We start from the raw sequence: 15,181 nt of genomic DNA on the forward strand, positions 1-15,181 counted from the left end.
GTCGAGCATCTCCGCCGGATACCCGGTCTTCTGCGCCACCACCTCCAACAGCGCAGCCGACACCTCGGAGGCACTCACCGACGGCGCCGGAGCCGCCGGCACCACAGGTGCGGGCGCGGGGGCCGGAACCGGGGCCGGGGCCGGCGGCAGGGCCGGTGCGACCGGGGCTTCGGCGGCGGGCAACGGCTCGGCGGCCACCGGCACGAACTCGGCGACCGGGGCGGCGGCCGGCAGGGCGGGGACGGCCACCGGCGGCGCCGCCGCGGCAGCCTGCGGCTGGGCGGGCGCGGCCGGTGCACCGCCGAGCTCCAGGGCGGCGAGGTCGCGGAGGATCTCGTTGGCCCGCAGGTGGGTGCGGCCGATGGCGAGGCCGTGCTCCTTGACGGCGGTGACACCGGCGAGCACCTCGTCGACCCGGCCCTGCCCGGCGGCGTTCTCCAGCAGTCCGGCGAGCCGCTGGGCGCTCTGCAGCTGGCCGTTGAGGTAGTCGTCGTGGAGTGCGAGGTGGTCGGCGATCAGCTCGGGCAGTCGGTCGGGTGCCGCGGCGGCGGCGTGGTCGTGGTCCACGGGTGCGTTCTCCTGGACGGCGTTCCTCGCGGGGAGGGGGACGGGTGCGGGCTCCGGCGGTACGGCGGCGGGCGGCGGCACGGGGACCGGCACGGCGACGGGTGCGGGTGCGGGTGCGGGCGGGGCAACCGCCGCCGGAGCGGTGGCCACGGGCTCCGCGCCCGGCGCGGGTACCGCCGGTACGGCCGCCGGGGTGACCCGGTAGCCGTTCTCCAGGGCTTCGCGGTAGGCGGCCTTGCGGGCGTCCGAGACGTGGTTGATGCCGTTCAGCGGCACCGTCATGCCCTTGCTCGGGAGCGCCTCCGGTGCGGCCGCGGCGTAGCGGTCGGCGACGGACAACGGGATTCCGAGGACGGCGAGTCGGGCGACGGCCCGCTTGAGGGCGAGGTCGGCGTCGGCACCCGGTCCGCCGTCGAGCCGGACGGCGTGGTGCGGGCGGTCGCCGAGGATGCGGGCGACCAGCTGGGTGAGGACGCCCTTGGGGCCGAACTCGACGAAGGTGCGGAATCCGGCCGCGTACATCTCCTCGACCCGGTCGGCGAAGTGCACCGGGTTGATCAGCTGTTCGGCGAGCAGGGCGGCGTTGGCCGCGGGGTCGTCGCCGTAGCGGCCGCCGGGGGTGTTGGCGTACACGGGCCGCAGCGGCGGGCGGACCTCCACCCGGTCGACGGCGGCGCGGAAGGCCTCGACGGCGTGGCCGACGAAGGGGGTGTGGAAGGCGGCGGAGACCGGCAGCCGGGAGATCCGCAGCCCGGCTCCGGCCGCCGAGGCGACCAGCCGTTCCACCGCGGCGGTCGGGCCGCCGACGACGATCTGGTCGGCGGCGTTGCGGTTGCACACCACCAGTTCGGGGTGGTCGGCGAGCAGTTCGGCGACCTTCGCCTCGGGGGCGCTGACGGCGGCCATCGCGCCGGCGTCGAAGCCGGGGTCGGCGGGCGGGGCCATGGCGGCGCCGCGGGCCCGGGCGAGGGCGAAGTAGGCGTCGTCGGTGAGGGCGCCGGCCGCCCAGAGGGCGGTCAGCTCGCCGAAGCTGTGGCCGAGGTGGCCGTCCGCGGCGAAGCCGAGTTCGCCGAGGTAGCGGTACTGGCCGGCGGCGAGCGCGCCGATCGCGGGCTGCGCGTACGCGGTGCGGCGCAGCGACTCCTCCTGGGCGGTGCGGGCCGCGGTGGAGAAGGCGGGCGGCGGGAAGGCCACCCGGGAGAGCAGTTCGGCACCGTCGAACTCGCGGTTGGCGCGGTCGAAGGCGGCGCGCAGCGGCGGCAGGGCGAGGACGGCGCGGTGGCCGGGGTTGACGTACTGGCTGCCCTGGCCGGCGTAGAGGGCGCCGACCTTGCCGGTGTCGGCGGCGCGGCGGCGGTACCAGAGTCCGCGGGGGTGGGCCCAGTCGGCGGCGTCGGGCTCGGCGCGCAGTTCGGCGGCGGCGAGGGCGCGCAGCTCGGCGAGTTCGGCGTCGTCGCGGGCGGCGAGGGCGAGCCGGGCGTGGTCGGCGGGGGCGGGGCCCTCGGCGGCGGGGGCGCCGTCGGCGAGCTGCGTGGCGAGGGCGGCCGGGTCGGCGGCGTGCCAGAGGTGGACCCGGGCGACGGGGAACATCACCTTGAGGTCGTCGCCGTCGCCGTGCTCCTGGAGCACGAAGTGGAAGTTGGTGCCGCCGAAGCCGAAGGAGGAGATGGCGGCGCGGCGGTCGGTGCGCCGGGGGTCCTTGATCCAGGGCCGGCTCTCGGTGTTGACGTAGAACGGGCCGGCGGTGAAGTCGATCGCGGGGTTGGGCTCGTCGACGTTGATGGTGGGCGGGAGCACCTTGTGGTGCAGGGCGAGCGCCAGCTTGATCATGCCGGCGGCGCCGGCGGCGGCCTTGGTGTGGCCGATCTGGGACTTCACGCTGCCGACCGCGGCGTACTGCCGTTCCCCGGTGGTGTCGGCGACGACGGCGGCGAGGGCGGAGAGTTCGGTGGCGTCGCCGACGGCGGTGCCGGTGCCGTGCGCCTCGAAGAGTTCGACGCTGTCGGGGGTGCAGCGGGCGTCCTCGTACGCGCGGCGCAGGGCGACCATCTGGCCCTCCTTGCGCGGGGCGTAGATGGACTTGAAGCGGCCGTCGCTGGAGGAGCCGATGCCGCGGATGACGGCGTAGACCTCGTTGCCGTCGCGTTCGGCGTCGGCGAGGCGGCGCAGCGCGAACATGCCGATGCCCTCGCCGATCAGGGTGCCGTCGGCGTCCTTGTCGAAGGGGCGGATCCGGCCGGCCTTGGAGAAGGCAGGGGTCTTGCTGAAGCAGAGGTACATGAAGATCGTGTTCTCGGCGTCGCAGCCGCCGGCGATCATCGTGTCGGCGCGGTGCTCCAGCAGTTCGCTGACGGCGGCCTTGGTGGCGGCGAGCGAGCTGGCGCAGGCGGCGTCGATGGTCATGTTGGTGCCGCCGAGGTCGAGCCGGTTGGCGATCCGGCCGGCGACGACGTTGCCGAGCATGCCGGGGAAGGAGTTCTCCTCCCAGGGGGCGAAGGCGAGCTTGAACTTCTCGGCGATCTCCTCGGCGTCGCGCTCGCTGAGGCCGCAGCTGCGGACGACCTCCTTGAGCACGGGGGTCTGCAGCCGGGCGGAGAGCGGCTGGGTGAGCTGGTTGGCGCCGGTGACGCCGAGCACCACGCCGGTGCGGTCGGGCCGGTACCAGGGGCGGTCGGCGCCGGCGTCGCGCAGCACGTCGCGGGCGACGACGAGGCTGAGCAGCTGGAGGACGTCGGTGACCTCCAGGGTGGTCGGCGGCAGCCCGAACTCCATCGGGTTGAACGGGACGGTGGGCATGAAGCCGCCCCGTCTGGCGTAGGTCTTGTCGGGCGCGGACGGGTCCGGGTCGTAGTGCTCGGAGACGTCCCAGTGGGTGCTCGGCACGTCCTCGATGCAGTCGGCGGCGGACATCACGTTGCCCCAGAACTCCCGCAGGTCGCGGGACTTGGGGAAGAGCGCGGAGAGGCCGACGATGGCGATCGGCTCGTCCGCGAGCCGGCGGCCGAGTTCCGCGTCGGGCAGGGGGCTGGTGGGCTTCGAGGTGTTCACGGCAGGGCTCTCTCGAACTCGGAGGGCCGGGCGCCGGCCTGGGCTTGCGGGCGGCCGGGCCCGTACGGACGGGCCTGCGTCAGACCTTCGTTGCGGGTGCGCGCCGCGCGGGGGCGGCGGGGCGGACCAGGCGCGCGATCACGGCGGCGGCGTCCGGCCGGCTGAGCATGGTGTAGTGGTCGCCGGGGCTGCGGTGGACCTCCAGCCCGTGCGGGGCGAGCGGCCCCCAGCCGAGGGTGCGGTCGCCGGGCAGCAGGCTGCGTTCGGCGGTGACGAGCACCAGCGGGACGGTGGAGGGCCGGGCGGTGTAGGGGGCGGTGAGCCGGTTGTTGCGCAGCAGCCCGTCCACGTACGTGTCGTAGAGCTTGCGCAGGCCGGCCGGTGCGGTGTCGGCGGGCAGGGCGCCGCCGGCCGCGGCGGCGGCGAGGACGTGGCGCAGGCCGTCCTCGGTGCCGCCGCCGGCGAGCAGGTGCGGGTCGACGTCGACCGGTCGGCCGCGCTTGGCGCCCAGGTACATGGCGAACCAGCCGAGCAGCAGCGGTGGTTCGAGGGCGTCGTCGGGCTGCTGGTACTCGGGGGTGGGCGCGATGCTGTCGAGCAGGACGAGCCGGTCGGGCCGGCGCCCGGCCGGCATCCGTTCGACCAGGGCCTGGGCGACCACGCCGCCGAAGGACCAGCCGGCCAGGGTCCGCGGCCCGCCGTCGTCGAGGGCGTCGAGTTCGTCGCCGATGCGGTCGGCGAGTTCCTCGACGGTGGTGTCGGCGCGGCCGCCGGTGAGTGCGGCCTCCCAGTAGGCGGGGTGCCCCGACAGGTCGAGGACGGTCAGTCCGGTGCCGGCCGGCAGGGCTTCGGCGAGGGTGCGGTGGACGCCGGCGGCGAGTGCGCCGGGGTGGACGAGGAAGACCGTGCCGAGGCCGTCGCCGGCCTCGGCCAGCCGGTGGACGACGGCGGGGCCGGCGTCACGCCGAGGCCGCATGGTTCTCCCCGGCGCGTGCGGCGGACTCCTCCGCGATGTACTCGGCCAGGTCCTTGATGCTCGGGTGGTACCAGAGGGTGGTGGTCCCGAGTTCGAAGCCGAGCCAGTTCTCCATCTCCCCGGCGAGGATGAGCGCCTCGGTCGAGTCGAGGTCGAGCTCGTCGAAGTACGTCTCCGGCGGAACGTCCTCCGAAGGCACTGAGAGCCGGTGGGCGATCTTCTCGATCAGCCACTGCTGGGCCTCAACGGCGGTCACGACAGGCACGGTCGGTCCTTCCCCAGGGTACGGTGATTTCGTCCGGTCGGAACATTTCCGAGAGCCACCCGCAGGTAAATCGGCGGCAAAGCCGAGACTGCGGGAAGGCAGCCCGAATCACGCGCTCGCAGCGCGCGGCAGACACGGAATCCGGGCTCTTCACACGATGGTTCGACCGGCCGCGACCGGCGCCGGACAGGCCACAGCCTGCGACAACTCCGGTACGGCGGACGATCGTTCAGTGGGTGAGCGGTGACGGTGGGCGCACAGCGGGCAGTTCCGCCGCGTCCCGGGTCAGGACCGTACGCGAGTGACATTCGCGCTTGCAACCAACTCCGCGTAAATCAACGCGGATGCAACGCCACAGAAATGTACTGACCGGACGGAATATCCCGCCGAAACTCGTTCCGGAAAAAGAAAATTGATGCGCCGTCCGACTCGTGCTTCGAATACGCACGCGCCTTGCCGCGTCCGGCCGGCGGGCGGGCGGCGGCCCGGGCGGCCGGCGCCGCCGGCATGGTCCAGAGTTCAACGACACCTTGCAGGCCTCTCCGGCGCCTGGTTATGGTCACGTCAGCGCGCCGCGGCGACCCCGCGGCCGTGCGCCGACCACCGCACGGAGGGGGATCGAGGACGCCATGCCCGCGGACCGGCACCGGAAGCGGCCGCCGGGCGACGGTCCTCGGCCCGGACTCCCCCGGCGGCGAACGACGAGGGGCGGGCCCGCCGCCCGGCGGGCCCGCCCCTCCGACACCTTCTCAGCCCAGCTGCACCACGGCGCGGGACATGCCGAGCACCTTCTGGCCACCGCTGGTCGCCAGCAGGTCGACGCGCACCCGGCGGCCGTCCAGCAGCGCCGCGACCTTGCCGGACACCTCGATCACCGCGCCGACGCCGTCGTTCGGCACGGGCACCGGCTTGGTGAACCGCACGCCGTACTCGACCACCGCGGCCGGGTCGCCGACCCAGTCGGTGACGACGCGGACCGCCTCGGCCATGGTGAACATGCCGTGCGCGATGACGTCCGGCAGGCCGACCTCCAGCGCGAACTTCTCGTTCCAGTGGATCGGGTTGAAGTCGCCGGAGGCGCCCGCGTACTGCACCAGCGTGGCGCGCGTCACCGGGAAGGACTGCGCCGGCAGCTCGGTGCCGACCTCGACCTCGTCGAAGCTGATCGTCATCGGGTTCACTCCCCCGCCTCGTCGGCCGCACGCGCGACCAGGGTCATGACCGACGTCACCACGTGCTCGCCGGACTCGTCGTCGACCTCGCCGCGCACCGACAGGACGTCGTTGCCGGCCAGCGACTTGATCGAGTCGATCGTCACGGTGACGGTCAGCCGGTCACCCGCCCGCACCGGGCGGGTGTACACGAACTTCTGGTCGCCGTGCACCACCCGGCTGTAGTCCAGGCCGAGTTCCGGATCGGTGACGACCTGCGCGGCGGCGGCGTAGGTGATGACGAACGGGAAGGTCGGCGGCGCGATCACGTCCGGGTGACCGAACGCCTTGGCGGCCTCCGGGTCGGTGTACGCGGGATTCGCGTCGCCGACGGCGACGGCGAACTCGCGGATCTTCTCCCGGCCGACCTCGTACGGCGCGGTGGGCGGGTAGGTCCGCCCGATGAAGGAGGGGTCGAGCGGCATGGGCAACTCCTCTGATCAACCGTCATGCAGACATGCAGAAATGACTCCAGGCCGCGCCCCGCGAGGGGGAGCGGCCTGGAGTCGAGGCAAAGTCAGCGGGTCTCGCGGTGCGCCGTGTGGGCGTTGCAACGCGGGCAGTGCTTCTTCATCTCAAGACGGTCCGGGTCGTTGCGCCGGTTCTTCTTGGTGATGTAGTTCCGCTCCTTGCACTCCACGCAGGCCAGCGTGATCTTCGGGCGGACGTCGGTGGCAGCCACGGGAGTGCCTTCCTGGGACAACGAATAAGAACACAGACAAGTGTAGCCGATCGGGAGGGTGACCCCCCGATCGACTACGCGGGGTAGCGGTGACCGGACTTGAACCGGTGACACAGCGATTATGAGCCGCTTGCTCTACCAACTGAGCTACACCGCTTTGATGAGCGACCGCCCGCCGGAGCGGAAGGCCTTTCACCAGAGCCCCCATGCGGAATCGAACCGCAGACCTTCTCCTTACCATGGAGACGCTCTACCGACTGAGCTATAGGGGCGAACGAGGAAGAGATTACACGGTTCCGGGCCAGAGGTGAAATCCGTATCCGCCACGGAAGATCCCAGGTGGGGCGGGCCGCACGGACACCCGCAGGCCGTACGGCCGTTCGAGGATCCGCGCATCCCGGCGGCCCGACCGATACGACTTTCGCCCGCCTCCACGGCGACCGTGCGCCTGCGTCCTAGGCTCGACCGGCAGGCCGCGGCCGACAGGATCCGAAGGAGCGCCGATGACCGGGGCAGACGCACCCGCCGACGGGCCGCCCGGCCGGGAGCCCGTCCTGCTGCTCACCGGCGCCCGGCTCGCCGACGGCCGGGTGGTGGACGTCCGGATCGCCGGCGAGCGCATCCTGGCGGTGGGCACCCCGGGCGGCCTCGGTCCGCTGCCGCCGGCCTCCGGCCCGGCGGACGGCAGCGGCGGGACGCGGATCGACCTCACCGGCTACCTGCTGCTGCCCGCCCCGGCCGAGCCGCACGCCCACTACGACACCGCCTTCTCCGCGGCGCTGCCCGGCCCGCCGCCGGACGGCCCGCCGGAGCTCGTCCGCCGGGTCACCGAAGCCGCGCTCACCGCACTCGCCTACGGCGCCACCGCCCAGCGCACCCACGTCCGGATCGGCGACGTGCACGGGCTCGGCCGGCTGGAGGCGGTGCTGACCGCGGCGCGGGCGCTGCGCGGTCTCACCGACCTCCAGGCGGTCGCCATGCCCCGGCTGCTCACCGGCCGGGCCGGCGCGGACGGCCGGGCGCAGCTGCGCGAGGCGCTCCGGCTGGGCGCCGCGGCGGTGGGCGGCTGCCCGGAGGCCGACCCCGACCCGGTCGGGTACGTGCAGGTGCTGCTGGAGGCCGCCCGCGAGGCGGACCTCCCCGTCGACCTGCACTGTTCGGGCGCCGACCGGGGCCGGCTCGCCCGGATGACGGGTGTGCTGGCGCCGCTCCGGCCGAGGGTGACGCTGGGTCCGTGCGACGCGCTGGCCCCGGGCGCGTCCACCGTGCTGGCGAGCGCGGGCGTCCGGGTGGTCTGCCTGCCGCAGTTCGGCGGCTGCGCCGGCGGCGAGCGCCCTCCCGGCGGTCTGCGGCCCTCCGTGGTGCGCGAGTTGACGCAGGCCCGGGTGCCGCTGGCGGCGGGCAGCGGGGCGCTGCGCGATCTCGCGGCGCCGGTCGGTCGGGCCGATCCGCTGGAGGCCGCCTTCCTGCTGGCGTCCTCGGGGGCGCTCGGCCCGGAGGAGGCGTACGACGCGGTCGCCGGCCGGGCGCGGGCCGTGCTGGGGCTGCCGCCCGTCCGGGTGGACGCGGGTTTCCCGGCCGAGCTGCTGGCGGTGCGCGGCGACGGCCTGGCCGGGGTGCTGGCGGGCGGGCACAGCCGGCTGGTGGTGCACCGCGGCCGGGTGGTGTCCCGCACCAGCGCCGTCCGGGAGTTCGCCGACACCGTGGCCCTGGCCCTGCCCCGGCAGCCCCTCCCGGAGGACTGACCCGCCGGAGCCGGACGCCGGGCACGCGGTGCGGGCGGACCGTCCCCCGTGGCCGGCCCGCCCGCACTGCTCCCCCGTGGCCCGGTGCGCTCACCCCCGGGCGCGGCTCCCCCGTGCCGCGCTCCGCGGGTGAGCTCCCGTCAGCGGCCCCAGGCCGAGAACCGGACGCTCGCGTTGTTGCCCGAGCCGCCGCTCCGCGAGACGTAGAACTTCAGGTCCGTGCCCGAGGAGTCGTACGAGTTGGAGCCCGCGTACGGGTCGTTCCAGTGCACCCGCACCAGGCGGCCGTTCAGCACCGGGTCGGCGCAGTTCTCCGAGAAGAACCGGGCGTAGCCCTCGGTGCCGGTGGCGAAGCCGTTCGACTCGGACGCCCAGCTGCCGGTGCCCTGGTCGTAGATCCGGACGGGCGGCTGCGCCGTCCAGATGCCGTGGCTGAGGCCCCACTCCTCGCGGGTGAGGGTGCAGCCCGTCCAGTTGCTGAACGACACGTTGACGCTGCGGGCGGCGGAGGCCAGTGCCGGCGCCTCGGCCGCCTTCGCGCCCTTCGCCGTCCTCGCCGTGTCGGCGGCGGAGGCCGAGCCGGCCGCGCCGAGCGACAGCGCCCCGGCGGCGGCCAGGGCGAGTGCGGCTGTTCCGATCCTGCGTGCGGTTCCCATCGTGATTCCCCCGTACGGTCCGGCCCCGGGACTTCCCCTCGGCCCGGCAACCACTCTGCGCGCGACGGATAAACACCGGATCAGCAACGGCTGAGCGCGCCGTCGACGCCGGGACGTCGTCCCTCACCGACGCGACGGCACGCGGGCCAGGCTCGCGGCCGAGGACCGCGCCCGGGCCCGAGGCGGCGGCCCCGGTCACGATCCGCCGCGTCACCGGACCGCTCTCCGCCGCCTCCTTCACCGGGTTCCGCCTCCTGGCCTGCCCGGACCGCCGCGGGCAGCGGCGGCGAAGACCAGACCTTTGGTCTCCCGCCGCCACGGCCGGCCGGTGGACCTCACCCCGCCCCCCGGCCGAGGCGACCGTCGATCATGCGGAGGTGCTCCCGCCCGGCCTCGCCCGGTGACACCCCTCCGTCGTCGTGGCACCATCCCCACCGTGACCGCGCGGGTGGAGGAGACGGACTGGTCCGGGCTGTTCCACGCCCTGGGCCCCGCCTCCGACACACCGCGGCAGCTGGCGGCGCTCCTCGGCGACGACGCGAGGGCCTTCACCGCCGGGTACACGCACCTCTGGTCGGCGACGCTCCGACAGGACGGCAGGGCCTGGCCGGCGACGGCGCCCACGGCACTGCTCGTCGCCGGGCTCCTGGACGATCCGCTGCTCGGACGGGACGATCCCTCACTGCCGGAGGCGCTGCTCGCCTACCTGCACGCGGTCGCCGTCGTCGCCGACCTCGGCGACCGCGCCGAGCAGATCCGGGCCCGGGTGGCCGGCCGCGCGCGGGAACTGCGGTCATGGACCGCCGACTACCTGTCGGCCGACGGCGACGGCCGGGCCCGGATGTGGGAGGACGGAACCGGGCGGGGCCAGCTCGTCCTCGACCGGGCGGGGCTGGCCTGCTTCGACGCGGTCCCCGGGATCCTGACGCGGGTGCTGCCGCACCTGGCGTCGGGCCGTTCCAGGCACCGGGCGTGCGCAGCCGCGGCCGTCGGGTCACTGGCCCGGCACCCGTCGGCCGCGGCGCGGCGTCCGACGCTGCTGGAACGGCTGGTTTCGACGGCCCGGGCCGCCGAATCCCCCTACGACCTGGCGACGGTCGTCCTCGCGATCGGCCGGCTCGGCGGGGACACGCGCCCCTGGCTCGGCGACCCGCACCCGGGTGTCCGGGGCTGCGCGGCCCTGGCCCCCGGACTCGCCGACGACGACACGGCGGCCCGGGTGCTCGCGGAACTGACCCGTTCGCCGCGCGCCTTCGCCGCGTCCTTCGGCGACATGGCCCCTCCCCTGCAGTTCCAGAGCGAGCCGTACCGGCGGCTGCTCACACCGGCGCTGCTCCGGCAGGTCGACGCCCGCTGAACCCCGCCGACCGTGCCGCCGCCACGCGGGCCCGCGGCCCGGACCGGGCGTCACCTCCGGGCGCCTCCCGGGTTGCCGGGCGGTCGGGCCCGTGTGGTGATTGCTGACGGAAACGAATCGGGCTGCGGCGGCCCACGCGCGGCGACGGTCGGCTGGAGGTCAGGGATGGCGAAGCAGGCGGCTCCGGCGGCGGGCGGACGGAGTGCCGCAGCGAAGATCGCCTTCGCACTGGGGCTGGTGCTCTTCGCGCAGGCCCTGCTCGCCCTGTGCCTCGTCAGTGCCCAGCAGCTGCTCGTTCCGCGGAACATGCCCTTCGGCGTGACCGGGCCGCCCTCGCCCGTGGTCGCCGCGGTGGCATCGCGGACGGGGCTCGACCTGGCCGGCTATCCGAGCGCCTCCGCCGTCACGGACGCGGCCGATCGGGGCGAGCTGTACGGCGCGTACGTCAGCGGCGGTGCCGGTGACACGCTGATCGTGGTTCCGTCGAAGAGCTTCTTCGCCCAGACGGAGCTGGAGCCGGCGTTCCTCGACGCGGCCCACAAGCTGGGCCGGCCGGTGACCGTGCAGACGGTCAAGCCCCTCGCCTCCACCGACCCGGTCGGCGCAGTGACGTCGCTGTTGCTGCTGCCGTTGCTGATCGGCGGCTACCTGGCCGCGGTGCTGGTCTACAAGGCCGCCCACGGCGTCGCCGCCGCACCGTGGCGCGCAGCCATCCTGATCGGATACGCGCTGGTGGGCGCGCTGCTGACCGACCTGATCGCCGGTCTGGGGATCGGCGCGTACTCCAGCAGCCACTTCTGGCCGCTGCTGCCGTGCTTCTGGCTCGTCACCTCGGCCGTGGCGCTGGGCGCCGCCGCGATGCAGGCCCTGGTGGGGAAGATGGGCACCCTGCTGGTCGCGGTGCTCTTCATCGTCATCGGCGGGCCGCCCGCGGGCGGGCTGGGCACCTACCTGCTGCCGGTCTACTGGCGCAACATCGGCGTGGTCCTCCCGCCGCAGAGCGCGGTCACCCTGATCAACCACGTGCTCTACTTCGGGGGGAGCGACATCTCCACCCCGCTGGTCGTCCTCTTCCTCTACGCCGCGGCCGGAACGGCCGTCATCGGCTGGTACGGCCGGATCAGACCGGCCCGGGCGGCAGCCCGGGACGCCGGCGCGACGGCACCGGCCGCCGCCGCGGCGCCCCCTCCCGACCGTCGGCGCGCCGTGATCGGGATGCTCGTGGCGCTGGGCGTCTGCGCGGTCATGCAGTGCCTGTTCGCGACCAACTACATGAGCGCCTCGCACGCCCCCAAGGCCACCGACCTGCCGTTCGGCGTGGTCGGCACCTCGCCCGTCCTGCCCGCGGCCCAGAAGACCATCTCCCTGAAGGTCACCCAGTACCCGAACGAGGCGGCGGCCAAGACGGCGATCGACGAGGCCCGGATCTTCGGCGCGCTGGTCTCCTCCGGCACCTCGAACACCCTGATCGTGGTGCCGTCCATGAGCGACCTCGCACCGCTCGACCTCGCGGTGAAGTTCGAGGAGGCCGCGAAGGCCACCGGCCAGAAGGTGGCCCTGCAGCAGTACGCTCCGACGCCGCTCGCGGCCAAGGACCCGTTCGGCCTGGTCCAGGGGCTCATGCTGGTGCCGCTGCTCATCGGCGGCTACATGAGCTCGACCCTGCTCATGGCCGCCACCGGCAGGGCGGCGGGCCGCTGGCGGGCCGCCCAGCTCGCCGGCTTCGCCGTCGTGAGCGGCCTCGTCATCGACCTGATCGTCTGCTACTGGCTGCAGGGTTTCCCCAGCCACAAGTTCTGGATCACCTGGCCGATCTGCTCGCTGATCGTCGCCGTGGTCGCCTTCGTCGCCGCGATCCTGCAGAAGCTGCTCGGGCCCGTGGGCACCCTGGTGACGGTCGTCGTGATGATCCTCTTCGGCAACCCGTCCTCCGGCGGCGCGTCCGGCGTGCCGTACCTGCCCGCCTTCTGGCGCGACATCGGCCCCTACCTGCCGCCCCGCAACGGCTACGTCCTGCTGCACCACACGATCTACTTCGACGGCCACGGGACCAGCCAGGCGCTGACCACCCTGCTCGTCTACCTGGGCGTCGCCGCCGCCGTCCTCATCGTGCTCGACCTGCGGTACTCCGAAGCCGCCGTCCCCGTCGACGCCACCGAGGCCGCGGCCATGTCCGTCCCCATCGGAGCCACCCCCTGAGCGGAGGCGGTCCGATACGACGAAACAGCCCCCGACCTGCGTTTCCGCAGATCAGGGGCTGTTTTCTATCCTGTGGCTGGTGCAGGGTTCGAACCTGCGTAGCTTGCGCGACAGATTTACAGTCTGCTCCCTTTGGCCGCTCGGGCAACCAGCCAGGATGGTGTCCCCCGGGGCGTTGCCCCGTTCGACGCGGTAAACAATACCTGATGGATGGGGGTGGTTCGCCACTCGGTTGCCGGGGGCGCGATCACGGGTCGGCCGCGGCGGACGGGGGCGGCGCAGGGCCGTGCTGGATAGGCTTGGGCGGTGCCCGCGCCGTACGGCCGGGCAGCGACCGTGCAGCCAGTACCCAAGGAGACCAACACCCATGGCCGACTCCAGTTTCGACATCGTCTCGAAGGTCGAGTGGCAGGAGGTCGACAACGCGATCAACCAGACCTCCCGCGAGATCGCCACGCGCTTCGACTTCAAGGGCGTCGGCGGTGAGATCAGCCGGTCGGGCGACAAGATCGAGATGAAGGCCAACGGCGAGGAGCGGGTCAAGGCGATCCTGGACGTCCTCCAGAGCAAGTTCATCAAGCGCGGGCTCTCGCTGAAGGCCCTGGACGCCGCCGAACCCCAGCTGTCCGGCAAGGAGTACAAGATCTTCGCGGACGTCAAGGAGGGCATCACCACCGACGACGCCAAGAAGGTCGCCAAGATCATCCGCGATGAGGGCCCGAAGGGCGTCAAGGCGCAGGTCCAGGGCGACGAGCTGCGGGTCAGCTCGAAGAGCCGTGACGACCTGCAGGCCGTCCAGGCGCTGCTCAAGGGCAAGGACCTCGACTTCGCGATCCAGTTCGTGAACTACCGCTAGTCGTTCCGGCCCGGGAGGGCGCATCGGGGCGGAGTGCCGGAAACGGCCCCCGCGCCCCCGGTGCGCCCTCCCGCCGCATGTGCGCCGGGGTGTCGAGCGCCGCCGGCGACCGGTCGGCACGTCCGTCGCCCGGCCGTCCCGCGCCACCCGGAGCGCGCCGACCGGGCGCGGGGCCGAGCGACTCGCCGCTCCCACCGCCACAGCGGAACCGGCCATGCCGCCGACGCGAACGAGCCAATCGGATCGCCGTCGAACCACCCTTGGAGAACAAGGGGATAGCGTCGCCTGCGTCTGCCGCCCGGCCTGGGCGAGGGCCCTGTGCGGGACGTTGCGGCAGTCGAGGGGGGATCGTGATGCGTTCATCGCTCAGGCATGCGCTGGCTGCGGGTTTCACCGCATGCCTGCTCGCGGGGGCCTGCGCCGGCACTGCCCAGGCGGCGCCCTCGGACGGCCGGACGGCCGGGGCGGCACAGCCTGCGCCGGCCGTCCGGGCGTCGAAGCACGTGCCGCCGGCCGGCGCGACGGTCGTCAGGATGACGGTCCGCGGCGTCGACCGGAAGGTCGCGCAGTCGCACGGCTTCGAGGTGGTGACCGGCCCGGACGGCCGCGAGCGCGTGGTACCGACCGCTTCGGCGACCAACCCGGACGGCAGCCCTTACCGGGCGAAGGCCGGCGTCGGAGCGGCGGCGGTGAGTCCGCACAACGTCGTCGAGGGGGACTGCGGCGACGCCTACCTGTGGATCCACCCGGTCGGCGGCTTCGTTTCCGAGATCGAGACCGGCTTCGACCTCAACACGGATGCGGTCGCCTACCACTGGCAGGTCAACAGGTCCGACAAGTACGGCTCGGACTCCCACTCGTGGGGCGGCGGTCTGGGGGTGGACACGTCCTGGCGCGGCGAGTGGGACGTGCGGAGCGGTGGCGTGACCTGGGAGACCGCGGGCGTCACCCCCTCCAGCGACGCGCTGCTGTGGGACGGCGAGATCTGCTCCAGCGGCGGTCCCAGCGACCGCGACTACGTCGTCTGATCGGAGGATGACCGCATGACAGCGATGTCGGGCGCGCCGTGGTCGGTGTCCCTGGACTACTCGCACGACGCGGCGTTCGCGCTGGCGATCCGCGACGCGCTCGGCATCGCCGGCCCACCGGGGCTGCCTCCGGTGGCGCCCCCGCCGGAGCTGGCCGTCGACCCGGCCGCCCCGGCCGACGGGGCCGGCGCGGCGTGGCGGCACTGGTGGGACCGCGTCCTGCCGTCGACCGGGCAGGGCGGGCCCGGCGCCCCCGTCCTGCCGGATGCTCCGCTGGACCGTGTCGTCGCGGAGAACTTCGCCGCCCTGCAGGTGTGGAGCGCCGCCCGCAAACGTGAGGTCGCCCGCGCCACCGGCCCCGGTCGCGCCGTTCCCCGGATCCGGGACTTCCTGCGTGAGCACGAGCAGGCCACCGGTGTCCGGCTGGCCGGGTTCCGGCTCGACGTGACCGCGCTCCCCGTCGCGGGCTCCGTCTTCCTGCCGCTCGGCGGGGACCGGATCGCCGTCAGCATCGCGCTGCTGTCCGACCGGGCGGAGTACCTCAGGCGCATCCTCGCGCACGTCGGCCCCTGACCGGGGGCCGCAGCCCCG

The 15,181-nt window shown here is 73.9% G+C and carries 13 protein-coding genes and 3 tRNA genes; 6 read left to right on the plus strand and 10 right to left on the minus strand.

Annotated features, from left to right (window positions below; translation table 11 throughout):
• From AB0O09_RS06620 to AB0O09_RS06655, 8 genes are all read right to left on the minus strand, one after another.
• Nucleotides 1-3,615: beta-ketoacyl synthase N-terminal-like domain-containing protein (locus AB0O09_RS06620; RefSeq protein ID WP_363540486.1), on the minus strand; the 3,615-nt coding region annotated here is incomplete at its 3' end.
• 79 nt (nt 3,616-3,694) lie between these two features.
• The gene (locus AB0O09_RS06625) at nt 3,695-4,591 is read right to left on the minus strand and encodes an alpha/beta fold hydrolase (RefSeq protein WP_363540487.1); all 897 of its coding nucleotides are present in this window, start codon (nt 4,589-4,591) and stop codon (nt 3,695-3,697) included.
• Entirely contained in the window at nt 4,575-4,847 is a 273-nt protein-coding gene (locus AB0O09_RS06630) for an acyl carrier protein (RefSeq protein WP_234443387.1), read from the minus strand. Before AB0O09_RS06630 ends, AB0O09_RS06625 begins: the two co-directional genes overlap by 17 nt.
• Nucleotides 4,848-5,605: 758 nt before the next feature.
• Nucleotides 5,606-6,028 (minus strand): MaoC family dehydratase, encoded by a 423-nt coding sequence (locus tag AB0O09_RS06635; RefSeq protein WP_344621428.1) that lies wholly within the window; start codon nt 6,026-6,028, stop codon nt 5,606-5,608.
• Between the two features lie 5 nt (nt 6,029-6,033).
• A complete protein-coding gene (locus AB0O09_RS06640; protein ID WP_363540488.1) occupies nt 6,034-6,492 on the minus strand; it encodes a MaoC family dehydratase N-terminal domain-containing protein in 459 nt (152 codons plus the stop codon).
• A gap of 92 nt (nt 6,493-6,584) precedes the next feature.
• Nucleotides 6,585-6,749: a 50S ribosomal protein L33 gene (rpmG, locus tag AB0O09_RS06645; RefSeq protein WP_004571794.1), complete on the minus strand. Its 165-nt coding sequence runs from the start codon at nt 6,747-6,749 to the stop codon at nt 6,585-6,587.
• An 84-nt stretch (nt 6,750-6,833) separates the two neighbouring features.
• Nucleotides 6,834-6,906 (minus strand) — tRNA-Met (locus tag AB0O09_RS06650).
• A 42-nt stretch (nt 6,907-6,948) separates the two neighbouring features.
• Nucleotides 6,949-7,021, minus strand: a tRNA-Thr gene (locus AB0O09_RS06655).
• A gap of 231 nt (nt 7,022-7,252) precedes the next feature.
• Here AB0O09_RS06655 and AB0O09_RS06660 point away from each other — a divergent pair.
• The gene (locus AB0O09_RS06660; protein WP_363540489.1) at nt 7,253-8,494 is read left to right on the plus strand and encodes a hydrolase; all 1,242 of its coding nucleotides are present in this window, start codon (nt 7,253-7,255) and stop codon (nt 8,492-8,494) included.
• Between the two features lie 140 nt (nt 8,495-8,634).
• Here AB0O09_RS06660 and AB0O09_RS06665 read toward each other — a convergent pair whose 3' ends face one another.
• Entirely contained in the window at nt 8,635-9,150 is a 516-nt protein-coding gene (locus AB0O09_RS06665; protein ID WP_363540490.1) for a hypothetical protein, read from the minus strand.
• Nucleotides 9,151-9,586: 436 nt separating this feature from the next.
• On the opposite strand from AB0O09_RS06665, the gene AB0O09_RS06670 reads away from it, so the two are divergent.
• Nucleotides 9,587-10,507 carry a hypothetical protein gene (locus tag AB0O09_RS06670; protein ID WP_363540491.1) on the plus strand — a complete coding sequence of 307 codons (921 nt, stop codon included), beginning with the start codon at nt 9,587-9,589 and terminating at the stop codon, nt 10,505-10,507.
• A 165-nt stretch (nt 10,508-10,672) separates the two neighbouring features.
• Nucleotides 10,673-12,706: a hypothetical protein gene (locus tag AB0O09_RS06675; protein ID WP_363540492.1), complete on the plus strand. Its 2,034-nt coding sequence runs from the start codon at nt 10,673-10,675 to the stop codon at nt 12,704-12,706.
• A gap of 73 nt (nt 12,707-12,779) precedes the next feature.
• Here the strand turns inward: AB0O09_RS06675 and AB0O09_RS06680 are convergent.
• A tRNA-Tyr gene (locus tag AB0O09_RS06680) sits at nt 12,780-12,860 on the minus strand.
• 213 nt (nt 12,861-13,073) lie between these two features.
• On the opposite strand from AB0O09_RS06680, the gene AB0O09_RS06685 reads away from it, so the two are divergent.
• From AB0O09_RS06685 to AB0O09_RS06695, 3 genes are all read left to right on the plus strand, one after another.
• Nucleotides 13,074-13,562 (plus strand): YajQ family cyclic di-GMP-binding protein, encoded by a 489-nt coding sequence (locus AB0O09_RS06685; RefSeq protein WP_363540493.1) that lies wholly within the window; start codon nt 13,074-13,076, stop codon nt 13,560-13,562.
• Between the two features lie 533 nt (nt 13,563-14,095).
• Nucleotides 14,096-14,590, plus strand: coding sequence for a hypothetical protein (locus AB0O09_RS06690; protein ID WP_363540494.1), 495 nt, complete (start codon nt 14,096-14,098; stop codon nt 14,588-14,590).
• A gap of 15 nt (nt 14,591-14,605) precedes the next feature.
• Nucleotides 14,606-15,163, plus strand: coding sequence for a hypothetical protein (locus AB0O09_RS06695; protein WP_363540495.1), 558 nt, complete (start codon nt 14,606-14,608; stop codon nt 15,161-15,163).
• The last annotated feature ends 18 nt before the right edge of the window (nt 15,164-15,181 follow it).

This window comes from Kitasatospora sp. NPDC093679, assembly GCF_040683455.1.
Taxonomy (GTDB): domain Bacteria; phylum Actinomycetota; class Actinomycetes; order Streptomycetales; family Streptomycetaceae; genus Kitasatospora; species Kitasatospora arboriphila.

Bases quoted from the DNA above. Each gene is read 5' to 3' on its own strand.
- AB0O09_RS06625 (WP_363540487.1), bottom strand. From the start codon at position 4,591: ATGCGGCCTCGGCGTGACGCCGGCCCCGCCGTCGTCCACCGGCTGGCC.
- AB0O09_RS06635 (WP_344621428.1), bottom strand. From the start codon at position 6,028: ATGACGATCAGCTTCGACGAGGTCGAGGTCGGCACCGAGCTGCCGGCG.
- AB0O09_RS06640 (WP_363540488.1), bottom strand. From the start codon at position 6,492: ATGCCGCTCGACCCCTCCTTCATCGGGCGGACCTACCCGCCCACCGCG.
- AB0O09_RS06660 (WP_363540489.1), top strand. From the start codon at position 7,253: ATGACCGGGGCAGACGCACCCGCCGACGGGCCGCCCGGCCGGGAGCCC.
- AB0O09_RS06665 (WP_363540490.1), bottom strand. From the start codon at position 9,150: ATGGGAACCGCACGCAGGATCGGAACAGCCGCACTCGCCCTGGCCGCC.
- AB0O09_RS06675 (WP_363540492.1), top strand. From the start codon at position 10,673: ATGGCGAAGCAGGCGGCTCCGGCGGCGGGCGGACGGAGTGCCGCAGCG.
- AB0O09_RS06685 (WP_363540493.1), top strand. From the start codon at position 13,074: ATGGCCGACTCCAGTTTCGACATCGTCTCGAAGGTCGAGTGGCAGGAG.
- AB0O09_RS06690 (WP_363540494.1), top strand. From the start codon at position 14,096: ATGACGGTCCGCGGCGTCGACCGGAAGGTCGCGCAGTCGCACGGCTTC.
- AB0O09_RS06695 (WP_363540495.1), top strand. From the start codon at position 14,606: ATGACAGCGATGTCGGGCGCGCCGTGGTCGGTGTCCCTGGACTACTCG.